This window comes from Streptomyces radiopugnans (genome assembly GCF_900110735.1).
Taxonomy (GTDB): domain Bacteria; phylum Actinomycetota; class Actinomycetes; order Streptomycetales; family Streptomycetaceae; genus Streptomyces; species Streptomyces radiopugnans.
In genome coordinates this window covers 14,367-29,501 of record NZ_FOET01000010.1, presented here as the reverse complement: position 1 = coordinate 29,501, position 15,135 = coordinate 14,367, and the positions used below count along the sequence as shown (strand labels likewise).

General features: G+C 74.2%; 14 protein-coding genes and 1 tRNA gene. 6 read left to right on the top strand and 9 right to left on the bottom strand.

Annotation, left to right across the window (positions count from 1 at the left end):
- Positions 1-14: 14 nt before the first annotated feature.
- On the bottom strand, positions 15-638 hold the full coding sequence (locus BMY40_RS17960; RefSeq protein WP_093660791.1) for a sigma-70 family RNA polymerase sigma factor: 624 nt from the start codon (positions 636-638) through the stop codon (positions 15-17).
- A 108-nt stretch (positions 639-746) separates the two neighbouring features.
- On the opposite strand from BMY40_RS17960, the gene BMY40_RS17955 reads away from it, so the two are divergent.
- The 4 genes from BMY40_RS17955 (at position 747) to BMY40_RS17940 (ending at position 3,554) form a co-directional block, all read left to right on the top strand.
- Positions 747-1,874 carry a MerR family transcriptional regulator gene (locus BMY40_RS17955; protein WP_093660789.1) on the top strand — a complete coding sequence of 376 codons (1,128 nt, stop codon included), beginning with the start codon at positions 747-749 and terminating at the stop codon, positions 1,872-1,874.
- Position 1,875: 1 nt separating this feature from the next.
- Positions 1,876-2,409, top strand: a complete 534-nt coding sequence (locus tag BMY40_RS17950) for an NUDIX domain-containing protein (protein WP_093660787.1) — start codon at positions 1,876-1,878, stop codon at positions 2,407-2,409.
- 108 nt (positions 2,410-2,517) lie between these two features.
- Entirely contained in the window at positions 2,518-2,856 is a 339-nt protein-coding gene (locus tag BMY40_RS17945) for an ArsR/SmtB family transcription factor (RefSeq protein ID WP_093660785.1), read from the top strand.
- Positions 2,853-3,554, top strand: a complete 702-nt coding sequence (locus BMY40_RS17940) for a cation efflux transmembrane domain-containing protein (protein WP_093660783.1) — start codon at positions 2,853-2,855, stop codon at positions 3,552-3,554. Before BMY40_RS17945 ends, BMY40_RS17940 begins: the two co-directional genes overlap by 4 nt.
- 216 nt (positions 3,555-3,770) lie before the next feature.
- On the opposite strand, the gene BMY40_RS17935 is transcribed toward BMY40_RS17940, so the two are convergent.
- The 7 genes from BMY40_RS17935 to galU all read right to left on the bottom strand — a co-directional run bounded on the left by BMY40_RS17935 (position 3,771) and on the right by galU (position 9,380).
- Positions 3,771-3,844: transfer RNA gene (locus BMY40_RS17935), tRNA-Ala, on the bottom strand.
- Between the two features lie 102 nt (positions 3,845-3,946).
- Positions 3,947-5,095: a divisome protein SepX/GlpR gene (sepX, locus tag BMY40_RS17930; RefSeq protein WP_093661051.1), complete on the bottom strand. Its 1,149-nt coding sequence runs from the start codon at positions 5,093-5,095 to the stop codon at positions 3,947-3,949.
- A gap of 172 nt (positions 5,096-5,267) precedes the next feature.
- On the bottom strand, positions 5,268-5,894 hold the full coding sequence (locus BMY40_RS17925) for a GNAT family N-acetyltransferase (protein WP_093660781.1): 627 nt from the start codon (positions 5,892-5,894) through the stop codon (positions 5,268-5,270).
- A complete protein-coding gene (locus BMY40_RS17920) occupies positions 5,891-6,385 on the bottom strand; it encodes a MogA/MoaB family molybdenum cofactor biosynthesis protein (protein WP_093661049.1) in 495 nt (164 codons plus the stop codon). The genes BMY40_RS17925 and BMY40_RS17920 overlap by 4 nt, the downstream gene beginning before the upstream one ends.
- Before the next feature lie 50 nt (positions 6,386-6,435).
- The gene (moaC, locus tag BMY40_RS17915; protein ID WP_093660779.1) at positions 6,436-6,945 is read right to left on the bottom strand and encodes a cyclic pyranopterin monophosphate synthase MoaC; all 510 of its coding nucleotides are present in this window, start codon (positions 6,943-6,945) and stop codon (positions 6,436-6,438) included.
- A 64-nt stretch (positions 6,946-7,009) separates the two neighbouring features.
- Positions 7,010-8,470, bottom strand: a complete 1,461-nt coding sequence (locus tag BMY40_RS17910) for a molybdopterin molybdotransferase MoeA (RefSeq protein WP_093660777.1) — start codon at positions 8,468-8,470, stop codon at positions 7,010-7,012.
- A gap of 4 nt (positions 8,471-8,474) precedes the next feature.
- Entirely contained in the window at positions 8,475-9,380 is a 906-nt protein-coding gene (gene galU, locus BMY40_RS17905) for a UTP--glucose-1-phosphate uridylyltransferase GalU (RefSeq protein ID WP_093660775.1), read from the bottom strand.
- A gap of 284 nt (positions 9,381-9,664) precedes the next feature.
- Here galU and BMY40_RS17900 point away from each other — a divergent pair, with 284 nt between their 5' ends.
- Positions 9,665-10,228 (top strand): 5-formyltetrahydrofolate cyclo-ligase, encoded by a 564-nt coding sequence (locus tag BMY40_RS17900; RefSeq protein WP_093661047.1) that lies wholly within the window; start codon positions 9,665-9,667, stop codon positions 10,226-10,228.
- A gap of 101 nt (positions 10,229-10,329) precedes the next feature.
- Here the strand turns inward: BMY40_RS17900 and BMY40_RS17895 are convergent, their stop codons facing one another.
- The gene (locus tag BMY40_RS17895; RefSeq protein WP_093660773.1) at positions 10,330-13,125 is read right to left on the bottom strand and encodes a penicillin acylase family protein; all 2,796 of its coding nucleotides are present in this window, start codon (positions 13,123-13,125) and stop codon (positions 10,330-10,332) included.
- 220 nt (positions 13,126-13,345) lie between these two features.
- Here BMY40_RS17895 and BMY40_RS17890 point away from each other — a divergent pair, with 220 nt between their 5' ends.
- Positions 13,346-14,827 (top strand): potassium/proton antiporter, encoded by a 1,482-nt coding sequence (locus BMY40_RS17890; protein WP_093660771.1) that lies wholly within the window; start codon positions 13,346-13,348, stop codon positions 14,825-14,827.
- The last annotated feature ends 308 nt before the right edge of the window (positions 14,828-15,135 follow it).

Here is a 15,135-nt window from a genome sequence, read left to right as displayed (position 1 = left end):
GAGTTCGCGGAGGGTCACGGGGTGTACCGGACGGCCTCCATCCGCCGGCGCAGCCGCAGCAGCCCCCTGCGGGCGTGCGCCTTGACCGTGCCCAGGGGCAGGCCGGTGCGGCGGGCTATCTCGGTGTGGGTGAGGTCCTCGTAGAAGGCCAGGAAGAGCACCCGGCGCTGGACGGCGGGCAGTCCGGCCAGCGCGCGGGCGACCAGGAGGCGGTCCAGGACCTCGTCCGGATGGGGTCCGGCCGCGGCGGGTGGGAACGTGGAGCCCGCCGCGGCCGGCTCACGGCGCCGGGCGCGGGCGGACAGCGCGTCGGCCGTCACCCGGCGGGTGATGCCGACGAGCCAGCCCGGCAGCGAGCCGCGCTCGGGCCGGTAGGTGCCCCGGCCGCGCCAGGCGGCCAGGAAGACCTGCTGGGTGACGTCCTCCGCGTCCTGGGTGTCGCCCAGGACGCGGGCGGACAGGGTGTGGACGAGCGTGCCCCAGCGCTCGAAGAGCTCGGCCAGGGCCCACTCCTCGCCGCGCGCCAGGGCCCGGGCCACCTCCTCCTCGGCCGCGGTCGCGCCGCCGGGGGCCGGCCGGCGCGGCTGTGCGAGCGCCTCCGGACGAGGGGCCGCCGCCTGGACCGTCGCAAGCGTCATGGCTTCGCTCCTCCCACCGGGCGCGGGGTGCGCTTCGGTACTGCCACGGTGGAGCGCATGACGGTTGACAGCAAGTTGCATCGTTTCTGCGTCGACTACCCTGGAAGCATGGCGGACCCTCTGGAACCCCCGCCCGGGCAGGCGGGACTCAGCACCGGCGCCGTCGCCCGGCGGCTGGGCGTCGCGCCCACCACCCTGCGCTCGTGGGACCGGCGGTACGGGCTGGGGCCGAGCGTCCGCGAGGACGGCCGTCACCGGCGGTGGTCGCCGCGGGACATCGCGGCACTGGAGGCCATGTGCCGCCTGACCGCCTCCGGCGTGCCCCCGGCGGAGGCCGCCCGCCGGGCGCGCACCGCCGCCTCGCCCGGGCCGTCCTCTCCCGCTCCCGCGCAGCCCGCCCCCGCGGAACCCGCACCATCCGACGAACCCGCACCGTCCGCCGGACCCGCGCCCGCGCCACCCGACGAAGCCGGACCCGCACCACCCGCCGAACCCGCCGGACCACCCTCCGTGCCGGCCCGCGCGGGGGGCGGCAACACCCTTCCCGTGGGCAGCAGCGTGAGCCGGGAGTGCCGGGGCCTGGCCCGCGCGGCCGTACGCCTGGACGCCCCCGCCCTCGACGACCTGCTGGACCGGGCGATCGCCGCGCACGGCGTGGCCGGCGCCTGGGAGGAGGTGATCATGCCCACCCTGCGGGCGGCGGGCCGCAAGTGGGTCACCTCCGGGGAGCGCTACGTGGAGGTGGAGCACCTGCTGTCCTGGCACGTCTCCTCGGCCCTGCGCCGTGTGGCGGCCCGGCCGCGCCCCGCGTCCGCCGCCTCCCCCGCGCCCCCCGGGCCTTCCGCCCCGGTGCTGCTGGCCTGCGCGCCCGAGGAGACGCACACCCTCCCGCTGGAGGTCCTGGCCGCCGCGCTGACCGAACACGGCGTCGCCATCCGGATGTTCGGCGCCTCCGTCCCGGCCGGGGCGATGGAGGAGGCCGTACGCCGCACCGGGCCGTCCGCCGTCGTCCTGTGGTCCCAGACCCGCCGTACGGCCGATCCCGCCCTGGTGCGCCGGGTGCGCGCCACCGCCTGGGGCGTGCGCGGCGCCCGGGTGCGCCCCGCCGTACTGGTCGCCGGGCCGGGCTGGCGGGGGCTGCGTCTGCCGGGCGCGGCCCGTCCCCGCGGCCTGCGCGACGCCCTCGGCCTGCTGACCGCCCCGGCGGAACCCCGGCCGCCGGGCCGTCCGGCCTGACATGCTCGGAAGTCCGACCGCCGAAGGGACGACCGTGGCACAGCCCGAGCACGAGACCCGCACCGCTCTCCCGCCCGCGCTCGAATCGATGACCCTGCTGGCCGCGGCCGTCATCGTCCACGACCGGGCCGCCGACCGCGTCGTCCTCCTCCAGCGCGGCCCGCGGGCCAGGTTCGCGCGGGGGATGTGGGACCTGCCCACCGGCAAGAGCGACCCCGGCGAACCCGTCACCGGGACCGCCGTACGCGAACTCCGCGAGGAGACCGGCCTGATCGTGAAGGCCGAACACCTGCGCCTGGCCCATGTCGTCCACGGGGCCTGGGGCGTCGAGTCCCCGAACGGCTACCTCACCGTCGTCTTCGCCGCCCACGAGTGGTCCGGCGAGCCCGAGAACCGCGAACCGGGCAAGCACTCCCAGGTCCGCTGGACCCCCACCGACGCCATCCCCGGGAACTTCGTCCCCTCCACCGCCGGCGCCCTCCGCGGCTACCTCACCGGCGGCCCGCAACTCTCCCTCGTGCGCTGGGACACCTGAGGCGCCGAACGCCGGACGGGACACCGGAGCCTGCCCGGCCGGGCGGCGCCCCACCCCGACCGAGAGTTCACACTTCTCTGAATTCAAGGTTCCGTGTACTGTCGTGGCGTGTTGACCGTCGCCTCCGACATCGAGGTGCTGGCCCGGTTCGGCCGCGCGCTCGCAGACCCGATCCGCTGCCGGCTCCTGCTCGCCCTGCGGCAAGCCCCGGCCTACCCCTCCGACCTCGCCGACTCCCTCGGGATCTCCCGCACCCGGCTGTCGAACCACCTGGCGTGCCTGCGCGACTGCGGCCTGGTCGTGACCGTGCCGGACGGACGCCGCACCCGCTACGAACTGGCCGACGAGCGCCTCGGTCACGCGCTGGACGACCTGCGCACCGCGGTGGTGGCGGTGGAGAGCGACCGCACCTGCGTCGAGACCGACGAGGAGGGGTGCTGCCCATGACCGCCCTGTCCCTGGGGCCTTCTCCCCGGCGCGACGCCCTCGCCCGCCGCATACGGCTCCTGGTCGCCGTGACCATCGCGTACAACGTCGTCGAGGCGATCGTCGCGATCACAGCCGGAACGCTGGCCTCCTCGGCCGCGCTGATCGGCTTCGGCCTGGACTCCGCCGTCGAGGTCTCCTCCGCCGCGGCGGTCGCCTGGCAGTTCTCCGCTCGCGACCACCAGGTGCGCGAGGCCAGGGAGAAGAGGACCCTGCGCATCATCGCGGTCTCCTTCTTCGCGCTCGCCGCCTACGTCACCGTCGACGCGGTCCGGGCGCTCACCGGTGCCGGTGAGGCCGAACCCTCCGTACCCGGGGTGGTGCTGGCCGCCCTGTCCCTGGCGATCATGCCGTTCCTCTCCTTCGCCCAGCGCAGGGCCGGACGCGAACTCGGCTCGGCCTCCGCGGTGGCCGACTCCAAACAGACCCTGCTGTGCACCTACCTCTCGGCCGTCCTGCTGGTGGGCCTGCTCCTCAACGCCACTCTCGGCTGGTCCTGGGCCGACCCCGTCGCCGCCCTGGTCATCGTCGCCGTCGCGGTCAAGGAAGGCCGCGAGGCCTGGCGGGGCGAGAACTGCTGCGCTCCCTCCCTCCCCACCGCGGCGGCCCCCGGCCCGGCCGACGCGGACGGATGCGGCTGCGGCCCGAACTGCGCCTGACACGACCCGGACCCGGGCCGCCGTGCCGCGGCCCGGCCTTCCGGGGACTCCGTGACGCAGAGGCGCGCGGACACACTCACCCCACGCTGCCGTCGGGCGGGAGCACCGAGGGCCCAGAGCCGTCATCGTGGCTCGAACACCCAACTCTGCGGGCCGGTGAACGCGGAAAACGAAGAAGCCCCTCCCGGATTCCGGGAGGGGCTTCCTGCTGCGGTGTGGACCTGAGGGGATTTGAACCCCTGACCCCCTCGATGCGAACGAGGTGCGCTACCGGACTGCGCTACAGGCCCTTGCAACGGGTGAAACCCTAGCATCCCCATGCCCGTGCGCGGAAATCCGTTCCGCGCTGGTCACGGTGGGCGGGTAGCCGGGGGGCACCCGGGGCGGGCGGGTCACTCGTTGGCCGCGCGGGGGCGGTCCTCGTCCGCGTACTGGTCGAAGAGCGGGGTGCGGTGGCGCGGCGAGGACGAGTGCGAGGAGGACGGGGCGGAGGGCCGGGCGGGCTCGGAGGAGGCCGTGGTGGAGCGGGCGGAACTCCAGGCGTCCGGGGCCTCCAGGTCCACGCTCCGGGCGGTGCGCGGGGCGACGGGGGCGTTGACGTACGTGGGCAGCGGTACGGGGGTGGGCTCCCAGCCGCTCTCCACCGGTGCGGGGGTGCGCTCGCGGCGCTGGGCGTCCACCCACTCGGCGTGGTCGGTCTGCTCCACCAGGGCTCGCCGCTCGTCCGCCTCGGGGTCGGAGGCGGGCTCGAGGGCCGGTTCCCGGGTACGGCCGGAGGCACCCCGGCCGGTGGCGGCACGGCCGCCGGCGGCACGGTCGGCCCGCTCCGCACGGTCGGCGGCCCGCTCCGCACGGCGCTCGCGCAGGTGGCGGGCGGCGGCCTCGGCGTGGCGCCGGTCCATCACGAACTCGAAGCGGCGCCTCTCCTGGGCGCGCATATGGGCGATGTAGGCACTCAGCAGCCCGGCCGGGATCGCCGGGGCCCACAGGAACGCGATGCCGCCGACCGCCGCGACGATCGCGCCGAGGGTGAAGGCGAGGAAGAGCACCATCGTGGTGCGCCGGCGGCGGGCGAGGAGTTTGGCCCGGCCCTTCTGCCCCTGGTTCGACTGGCTCGGCTGGCTCGGCTGGTTCACCTGGCTCGGCTGGCTCACCTGGCCCGGCCGGCCCGGCCGGTCCTGTCGGTCCTGCTGGTCCTGCCGGGGGCGGCGCACCTCGGTGGGTGCCTCGGCGCGCGCGACCGTCGCGGGGCCGGGGACCGTGATGTGCTCGGTCACGGGGTCGGCGAGGGCCCGGACGTCGACGCCCGGGGCACCCTGGTCGTCACCGTCGGCGGGGCCGCCGTCCCCGGACGCCCCCCTGAGGTTCCTGGCGTACCGGCGCTCCATGCCCGCCCGGCCCGACAGCAGCCGGATGGCGGTGCCGAAGCGCTCCGTCGGACGAGCCTCGTTGAGTTCGTCCTGCCGGCGGAGCCACATCGGCACCAGGTAGGCGGCCCAGGCCCCGACGATGACTGCGTAGATGAGGCCGCTGCTGCTCACCCACCACACGGTAGAGGGGTTTCGCGAAGGTGATACGCCAATTGGCGCGGTGTGTCGCACGATCCGGCTGATATCTCAACCGTTTTTCGTGATTACGGCGGCCTGCCTCCGCGAATGTGTCCGGCCGATGACTGTAGGGTGTCTTGCCCTCAGGCAATATCGAACATTTATTTTATTTCTGCGAGGCGCCGGGAAGAGAGCGCCGGTGCCAGCGGTTCAGCAGGCCCTCGGGGACGTCCTCCGTGGTCAGCGCGTAGACCAGGTGGTCGCGCCAGGCGCCGTCGATGTGCAGATAACGCGTCCGCAGTCCTTCCTCGCGGAATCCGAGTTTCTCCACCACCCGCCGGCTCGGCCCGTTCTCCGGGCGGATGCAGACCTCGATACGGTGCAGTCCGACGGTGCGGAAGCAGTGGTCCACGGCGAGCGCGACGGCCGTCGGCATCACACCGCGTCCGGCCACTTCCCGGTCCACCCAGTAACCGATGTGGCCCGAGCACATCGAGCCCCAGGTGATGCCCGCGACGGTGAGCTGGCCGACCAGCCGACCGCGGTACTCGATCACGAAGGGCAGCATCCGGCCCGCCTGCGCCTCCGTCCGCAGATGCCGGACCATCTGCCGGTACGTCGGGCGGCGCGGCGGCAGGCGGCCGGGCAGGGCGGGCGGGACGGTGGCCTCCCAGGGGCGCAGCCAGTCGCGGTTGCGCTGGTTCACCTCGCGCCAGACGCGGTGGTCGCGCAGCCTTATGGGGCGGAGGGTGATGTCACCGTCCGTCAGCTCGACCGGCCAGGGTGCGTTCAGTGGGGTGCGTCCTTCCTGGGGTGGTCGCCGCCGTGGATCTGGTCCACGGCGTGCGGCAGCAGGGGCTCCAGGACCGCCAGGCCGTCGCGTACGCCTCCGGTGGAGCCGGGGAGGTTGACGATCAGGGTGCGGCCGGCGACGCCCGCGACGCCGCGCGAGAGGGCGGCGGTGGGCACCTTGGGCCTCCCGGCGGCGCGGATGGCCTCGGGGATGCCGGGGACCTCGTGGTCGAGCACGGCCCGGGTCATCTCCGGGGTGCGGTCGGTGGGCGAGATGCCGGTGCCGCCGGTGGTGAGCACCACGGCGTAGCCGTCGGCCACGGCCTCGCGCAGCACGTCCTGGACGGGCTCGCCGTCGGGGACGACGCGCGGGCCGTCGGTGGCGAAGCCCAGCGCTCGCAGGGCCTCGGCCAGCAGCGGGCCGGTGGTGTCGGAGTAGACGCCCGCGGCGGCGCGGTTGGAGACGGTGACGGCGAGGGCTCGGCGGCCCATGGGCACGGGGCCGGAAGCGGGCGCGGGCGCCTGGGCGGGTGCGGGCTCGGTCATCGGCCGCGGCTCCAGTCCCCGGAGGCTCCCCCGGTCTTCTCCTCCACCCGCACGTCCGTGATGACGGCCCCCTTGTCGACGGCCTTGACCATGTCGACGACCGTCAGCGCCGCGACCGACACGGCCGTCAGCGCCTCCATCTCCACGCCCGTGCGGTCGGTGGTCCTGACCGTGGCCGCGATCTCCACCGCGTCGTCGGCGACGGCGAGGTCGACCTTCACTCCGGACAGCGCCAGCGGGTGGCACAGCGGTACGAGGTCGGGGGTGCGCTTGGCGCCCATGATCCCGGCGATACGGGCGACCGAGAGCGCGTCGCCCTTGGGCACGCCCTCGCCGCGCAGCAGCTCCACCACCCTGGGGGAGACGCGTACGCGGCCGGTGGCGCGCGCCGTGCGGGCGGTGACGTCCTTGGCCGAGACGTCGACCATCCGGGCCGCGCCCGCCTCGTCGATGTGGGTGAGGCCGGCTGCCCCGTCCGTTGGACTCCCCTGTCGCGCGCTGCTCATCGCTCTCCCGCGTCGGTCCGCTCCGGACGACAACGGTACCCGCCGCGGCGCGGGCACCGCCGCCTCAGTCCAGGAGCACGACCTCCAGTTCGTCGCCCCGGGCGACCTCCGTGGTCCGCTCGGGTACGACGACCAGGGCGTCGGCGCGGGCCAGGGAGCCCAGCAGGTGGGAACCGGGGCCGCCCACCGGGCGGACCGTGCCGTGCTCCTCCCCGGCGGCCGGGGGCCGGTACCGGCCGCGCAGGAACTGGCGCTTGCCCTCCGGGGAGGCGATCGGCTCCTCGCACTCCAGGCGGGCGGTGACCGTGCGCCGGGTGACGGGTTCCAGGCCCATCAGGGCGCGCAGGGCGGGGCGGACGAACAGCTCGAAGGAGACGTAGGAGCTGACCGGGTTGCCGGGGAGGGCGAACAGCGGGATCCGGTCGGGGCCGACCAGGCCGAAGCCCTGCGGCTTGCCGGGCTGCATGGCCAGGCGGCGGAACTCCACGTGGGCGGGGGGCCGGCCCGTGCGGTGCGCGCCGGGGGACCGCGGCGCGCCGTCGGTGCCGGTGGCGCCCTCGGAGGCCTCGGGGACCCCGGACTCCCCGGCGCCCCCGCCGTCCCCGTCTTCTCCGCCGTCCCCGTCGCCCGGCGGCTCGGCACCGCCCAGCACGGTGCCCTCCAGGCCGGTGAGCGCCTCCTTGACCACGTCGTACGCGCCGACGCTGACGCCGCCGCTGGTCACGATGGCGTCGGCACGGGCGAGCTGGTCCTCGATGACGGTGCGCAGGGCGGCCGCGTCGTCGGCGACCGCGCCGACGCGGTAGGCGATGGCGCCGGCGTCGCGGGCGGCGGCGGTCAGGGCGAAGCTGTTGGAGTCGTGGATCTGGCCGGGGCCCAACGGCGCGCCGGGGCGGACCAGTTCGCTGCCGGTGGAGAGCACCACCACGCGCGGGCGCGGCCGTACGGTGACGGTGCCGCAGCCGACGGCGGCCAGCAGGCCGATCTGCGCCGGGCCCAGGACGGTGCCGGCCTCCAGGGCCACGGAGCCGGCGCGTACGTCACTCCCCTTGCCCCGCACGTACTGCCGCGCCGTCACCGGGCGGTGGACGCGGACCTCGCCGGCCGCGCCGGACGGGTCGGCGCTGTGGGCGGCCATGGCGTCGGCCGGGCCGCCGCCGGCGCCGCCGTCGGTCCACTCCACGGGGACGACGGCCTCGGCGCCGGGCGGCAGCGGCGCGCCGGTCATCACGCGGGCGGCCTGGCCGGGGCCGACCTCGGGCAGCCGGCCTGCGCCCGCCGCGACATCGCCGACGACCTCCAGCACCGCCGGGGCGTCCTCGCCCGCCTTCTCCACGTCGGCGACGCGCACCGCGTAGCCGTCCATGGAGCTGTTGTCGAAGGGCGGCAGGGAGACGGGTACCAGGACGTCCTCGGTGAGCACGCAGCCCTGGGCGTCGAGCAGGTGCAGCTCGATGGGCTCCAGCGGGCCCACCGACCGCAGGACGTCGGCCAGGTGCTCGTCGACGGACCAGGTACGGCTCAAGTGCCTACAGCTCCTCTTTGACGAAGTCTCGCAGCCAGGCGCGGAAGTCCGGGCCCAGGTCCTCGCGCTCGCTCGCCAGCCTGACGATGGCGCGGAGGTAGTCCCCGCGGTCGCCGGTGTCGTAGCGGCGGCCTTTGAATACCACACCGTGGACCGGGCCGCCGATGGACGGGTCGGCGGCGAGGGTCTGGAGGGCGTCGGTGAGCTGGATCTCGCCGCCGCGGCCGGGCTCGGTCTTGCGCAGCACCTCGAAGACGGCCGAGTCCAGGACGTAGCGGCCGATGACGGCCAGGTTGCTGGGGGCGTCCTCGCGGGAGGGCTTCTCCACCAGGTCCGACACGCGCACGACGTCGTCGTCGCCGGTGGGCTCGGCGACGGCGCAGCCGTAGAGGTGGATGCTGTCCGGGTCGACCTCCAGCAGCGCCACGACGCTGCCGCCGTAGGTCTCCTGGACCTCGATCATCCTCGACAGCAGCGGGTCGCGCGCGTCGATGAGGTCGTCGCCGAGGAGGACGGCGAAGGGCTGGTCGCCGACGTGCGGGGCGGCGCACAGCACCGCGTGGCCCAGGCCCCTGGGGTCGCCCTGGCGCACGTAGTGGATGGTGGCCAGGTCGGTGGACTCCTGGACGCGGGTGAGCTTGGTCTCGTCGCCCTTGCTGCGCAGCACCTCCTCCAGCTCGTAGTTGCGGTCGAAGTGGTCCTCCAGCGGGCGCTTGTTGCGGCCGGTGACCATCAGGACGTCGGGGAGGCCGGCGGTGACGGCCTCCTCCACCACGTACTGGATCGCGGGCTTGTCGACGACCGGCAGCATCTCCTTCGGGGTGGCCTTCGTCGCCGGAAGGAAGCGGGTGCCGAGCCCGGCGGCCGGGATGACGGCCTTGGTGATCCGCCGTGTACGCGAGGTAGTCATGTCTGCACCATAGCCGTTGGTTTGTGACGTAACGCGCATGTCTGACTGGTCCGTTGCGGTTCACGGGGAGTCGTCCCGGCGCTCGGGGCCGCGCTGGCGCGCCATCAGGATGATAATGCGCCTGCCATGGCGAGGGACTGGCGTAATCGAGCCGGGGAGATGAACACCGCGTGAAGGACGACGGAACCACCGGAGCACACCGGGGTACGCGGGCGGCACCGGAGACGACACCGGAGGCGGCGGCGGAAACGGCACCGGGGACGGCGGCCGGCGAGAAGCGGGCGCTGCGGCGCGCACTTCTGGCGGCGCGGGCCCACCTGCCGGAGGACGGCGTCCACCGGGTCGCCGGCGCGCTCGCCCGGCACGCCCTGGAACTGCCCGAACTGGCCGGGGCGCGCACCGTCGCCGCGTACGTCTCGGTGGGACGCGAGCCCGACACCCGCGCGCTGGTGGACGAACTGCACTGGCGCGGCGTACGCGTGCTGCTTCCGGTGCTGCTGCCGGACGACGACCTGGACTGGGCCGCGTACGAGGGCGCCGAGTACCTCTCCCCCGCCCGCCGGGGGCTGCTGGAGCCCACCGGTCCGCGGCTCGGGCCGCAGGCCGTGACCGGGGCCGATGTCGTGCTGCTGCCGGGCCTGGCGGTGGACCGGCGCGGAATGCGCCTGGGGCGCGGCGGGGGCAGCTACGACCGGGCGCTGGCCCGGATCGAGGCGTCCGGGGCCGCCCCCGCGCTGGTGGTGCTGCTGCACTCGGGCGAGTACCTGCGCCGGGTGCCGGCGGAGCCCCACGACCGTCCGGTGCACGCCGCGGTGACCCCCGAGGGGGTGCACCGCTTCACGGCGTGAGACCGGCGGGCGCGGGGCTCGCGGCGGGGTCCGGGCGGTGGGCCCGGCCGGCCGGGCCGCTGGTGACGGCGCCGCGGTCGCGGCGCCGCGGGGTCACGACGTCACGGGGTGAGGGCCATGGTGTCCTCGGTGGCGTCCTCGACGGCGTCCGGGCTGAACGCCCAGTCCAGCTGCCCGCCCTCGGCCCAGATGTCCGTCTGGTCCACGTAGTTGGCGTGGTAGGCGTGACCGGAGGCGCCGGCGAGGTTGATCCAGCTCGACTCGTCGAGGTCGGCCAGGTTGACCACCATCCGCATCGACGGCACCCAGACCACCTCGTAGCCGCCCGCCGCGTTCCAGCCGGTGGCGTTGACGGCCGCCTCGCCGCCGCCGAGGTCCCAGGGACCGCGGTTGAGCAGGTGCTGGACGAAGCCGGGGCCCTCGGTGCCCAGGGTCTGGTTCTGGAGCATCAGCCGGTGCAGACGGCCCCAGCTCCAGGTCTCGATGTCCTTGCCGAGCTTGGTGGTCAGCTCCCAGCGGGCGTCCTTCATGGCGCGGGCCAGCAGCGCGTCGCGGTCGCCCTCGCCCTCCTCGAAGCGGCTGCCCGGGGTCCACCAGCCGCTGTCGGGCTCGTCCAGCAGCGTGCGCACGACCTCGTACCAGCGGTCGCCGCCGTCGGGCTGCGCGGACTCCGGGGCGCGGGTGCCGCACTCGCGGACGGTGCGCGGGTTGCCGCTCAGGTCCTCGATGGGCCCGGACTCGTCGGCCGGGCGGACCCGCAGGCACTCGCCCTCGACGCGGACCTCCTTGGGGAGCTTGTTGCCGAAGCCGAGCTTGAGGAGGTTGCGCCACACGCCGTTGAAGTAGGCGGCGGGCGCGGAGTCGGCGTCCTGGGTGTAGTCCCAGCCCTCCAGGAGCTCCTGCGCCTGGCGGACGTAGGGGTCCTTGACGTCGATCTTCAGCAGGTAGGGCACCAGGATCTTGGCTATCTCGCTGCTGTTGTCCAGCTGCATGGTGCGCATGTCGTCCGTGGAGACCTTGCCGCCGTCCTTGATCTTGGACTGGATGAGGTCGTCGATCCGCTGGCTGCGCGCGCCGTAGCCCCAGTCCTCGGTGAGCGGGTAGGGGTACTTCCCGGCGTCGATCACGGCCTGGTTGGCGGTGACGATGTAGCCGCGCTCCGGGTTGTACTCCCAGGGCAGGGCCTCCTGCGGTATGTAGCTCTCCCACTCGTAGTCCGAGTCCCAGCCGGGCGCCGGGTAGCGGCCGTCGTGGCCCTCGGCGCGGACCGGGATGCGGCCGGGCGCCTGGTAGCCGATGTTGCCCTCGGTGTCGGCGTAGACCAGGTTCTGGGAGGGGACGGCGAACTTCCGGGCCGCCTCGCGGAATCCGTCGAAGTCGCCGGCGGCGTTCAGCTCGAAGACCGCGTCCATCGTTCTGGAGGGCTCCAGCGCCGTCCAGCGCAGCGCGACGGCGTAGCCCTTGCCGCGGTCGGGGGCGACGTCGCCGACGGGGGCGTGGTCGCCGACGCCGGCCAGCTCGCCGCTGCGGTCGGAGACGAGGGGGCCGTGGCGGGTGGAGCGGACGGTGATCTTGCGGTCCTCGCCGCCCGCGACCTTGATGACCTCCTCGCGGGTGTCGTACGGGACCTTCTTGCCGTCGTAGAGGTACGTCCCGTTCTCGATCTTCTCCAGGTACAGGTCGGTGACGTCGGCGCCGAGGTTGGTGAAGCCCCAGGAGATGTCCTGGTTGTGGCCGATTATCACGCCGGGCATGCCGGAGAAGGTGAAGCCCGCGACGTCGAAGGGGCAGGCCTCGCCGACCGAGTTGCAGTGCAGGCCCATCTGGTACCAGAGGGAAGGGAGCTGCGGGGCCAGGTGCGGGTCGTTGGCGAGCAGCGGTTTGCCGGTGGTCGTGTACTCGCCGGAGACGACCCAGGAGTTGGAGCCGATGCCGTCGCCGCTGGGGCCGAGGAGGGCCGGGATGGAGTCGAGGGAGGCGGCCAGGGCCGCGAGCTGGGTCTGCACGCCCTGACCGGTCTGGTCCGCCGGGGCGTCCTGGGCGGCGCCGCCGGGGGAGGCGGTCCCGCCGGGGACGGCTGTGCCGGGGTCCGCGGTACCCGGGTCCGCGGTGCCGTTCTGCGCGGCGCCCCCGTCCTGCGGAGCGGTGCCCTTCGGGTCGTAGGCGCCGTCGAGGGCGCTGACGGCGCCGTCCCGGACGATCGGCTTGTTCCGGTCGTAGGGGTAGTCCGGGTAGAGCGCCTCGATCTGCTTGTTCGTCAGGCGGCTGGAGAGCAGGGCCCGGTCTATCTCGTCCTGCATGTTGCCGCGCAGGTCCCAGGCCATGGCCTTGAGCCAGGCGACGGAGTCCACCGGCGACCACTTGTGCGGCTTGTAGTCGCTGACGAAGCCGAGGGCCGCGTACTCCAGGGAGAGTTCCGCGCCGCTGCGGCCGCCCAGGTAGGCGTTGACGCCCTCGGCGTAGGCCAGCAGGTACTTCTTGGTCGTCTCCGACAGCTTGGTGTCGTACTCCTCCTGCGCCACCTTCCGCCAGCCCAGGGTGCGCAGGAAGGCGTCGGTCTCGACCTGGCTCTCGCCGAACATCTCCGACAGCCGGCCGGCCGTCAGGTGCCGCCGTACGTCCATCTCCCAGAAGCGGTCCTGGGCGTGGACGTAGCCCTGGGCGCGGAAGAGGTCCTCGGCGCTGTCGGCGTAGAGCTGGGGTATGCCGTGCTCGTCGCGTTTGACGGTGACCGGGGCGGAGAGGCCGTCGAGCTGTACCGAGCCGGTGGTCTGGGGGAAGGACGCGCGGACGGTGCCGACGCTCCAGTAGGCGCCGTAGCCGACGCCCGCCACGAGCAGCAGCACGACTGCGATCACGAGAAGGCGGGCGCGTCGCGGGGTCTTCTTGGCGGGCATCGCTGTCCTTCGAGGGCAGGGTGGGACCAGAGGTGCTGGAGCAACCATAGGACGAGCCGGGTCACCGGTCGGCAGGGAGTCTGCGCATCGGGAGCCGAAGATTCAAGCGATGGTAAATTGTTAGGCAATGTAATGACTTCCCGGCGGCCGGGTCCCGGCCGCCGTCTCCGCATGCCCACGGAAGGATCGGCTTCTGACTGTCGACCGCCTCAACGAACTCATGCTGGTCTCCGCGCTCGTGCTGCTCGTCGCCGTCGCGGCCGTCCGGCTCTCCTCCCGCACGGGGCTGCCCAGCCTCCTGATCTACCTCGGCATCGGACTCGTCATCGGGCAGGACGGGCTCGGGGTCGAGTTCGACAACGCCGAACTGACCCAGGTGCTGGGCTACGCGGCGCTCGTGGTGATCCTCGCCGAGGGCGGTCTGGGCACCAAGTGGCGCCAGATCCGCCCGGCGATGCCCGCCGCGGCCGTACTGGCGACCGCGGGCGTCGCGATCAGCGTGGGCGTCACCGCCGCGGGGGCCCACTACCTGGTGGGGCTGGACTGGCGGCCGGCGCTGATCATGGGGGCGGTCGTCTCCTCGACGGACGCCGCGGCGGTCTTCTCCGTGCTGCGCAAGGTGCCGCTGCCGCCCCGCCTGACGGGGATGCTGGAGGCGGAGTCCGGGTTCAACGACGCGCCGGTGGTGATCCTGGTCGTCGCCTTCGCCTCGGCCGGCCCGATGGAGTCGTGGTACGTCCTGGTCGGGCAGATCGCGCTGCAGCTGGCCATCGGGCTCGCGGTGGGACTGGCCGTCGGCAAGCTGGGCGAGTACGGGCTGCGGCAGGTCGCGCTGCCCGCGTCCGGCCTGTACCCGATCGCGGTGATGGCGCTGTGCGTGCTGGCGTACGCCGGGGGCGCACTGGCGCAGGGCAGCGGGTTCCTGGCGGTCTACGTCAGCGCGGTCGTCCTCGGCAACTCCAGGCTGCCGCACCGCCCGGCCACCCGGGGGTTCGCCGACGGCATGGCGTGGATCGCGCAGATCGGCCTGTTCGTGCTGCTCGGCCTGCTGGCGACCCCCTCGGAGCTGCTGCGCGACTTCTGGGCGGCGCTGGCGGTCGGACTGGTGCTGACGCTGGTGGCGCGGCCGGTGTCCGTGGTGCTGTGCACCCTGCCCTTCCGGCTCCCCTGGCGGGAGCAGACGCTGATGTCGTGGGCGGGGCTGCGCGGCGCGGTGCCGATCATCCTGGCGACGATCCCCATGGTCGGCCAGGTGGAGGGCAGCCGGCGGATCTTCAACATCGTCTTCGTGCTGGTCGTGGTCTTCACCCTGCTCCAGGGGCCGACCCTGCCCTGGGTCGCCCGCCGGCTCGGGCTGGACAAGGCCGACGGCACCCAGGACCTGGACATCGAGTCGGCCCCGCTGGAGCGGCTGCGCGGGCATCTGATCGCGGTCTCCATCCCCGACGCCTCGCGCATGCAGGGCGTGGAGGTGGCCGAGCTGCGGCTGCCGAAGGGCGCGGCGGTCACCCTGGTCGTGCGGGAGGGCAGCAGTTTCGTGCCCTCGCCGTCGACCGTCCTGCGGCACGGCGACGAACTGCTGGTGGTCGCCACCGACGCGGTGCGGGACGCCGCCGAGCGGCGGCTGATGGCCGTGGGCCGGGGCGGCAAGCTGGCGGGCTGGCTGGGGACGGCGGGCAGCTCGGCGCTGCGGAAGAGCTGAGGCGGGCGGGGACGGGGACGAAGGCGGGGCGGGGCGGGGCGGTGGGACGGCGGAACGAGGGCGGGCACGGCGGGGGCACGGGCGGGGCGCGACCGGGCCTGCGGGGTGATCGGCTACCCTGAGGCCGTACGTTTGTCCGACTTTCGGAGCTACCGGAGTTTCGACCCCGCCTGATGCAGGGCCGGCACGGCCGCCCGGGCGACCACACGCCGCGGTCCGTGCGAGAGGACGGCCTTCGGCGTGCCACCGCCGTACCGCGACACCGCGCGCCGTACGGCCCGCGGCGCGCTACCAGGCGGCAGAAAGGT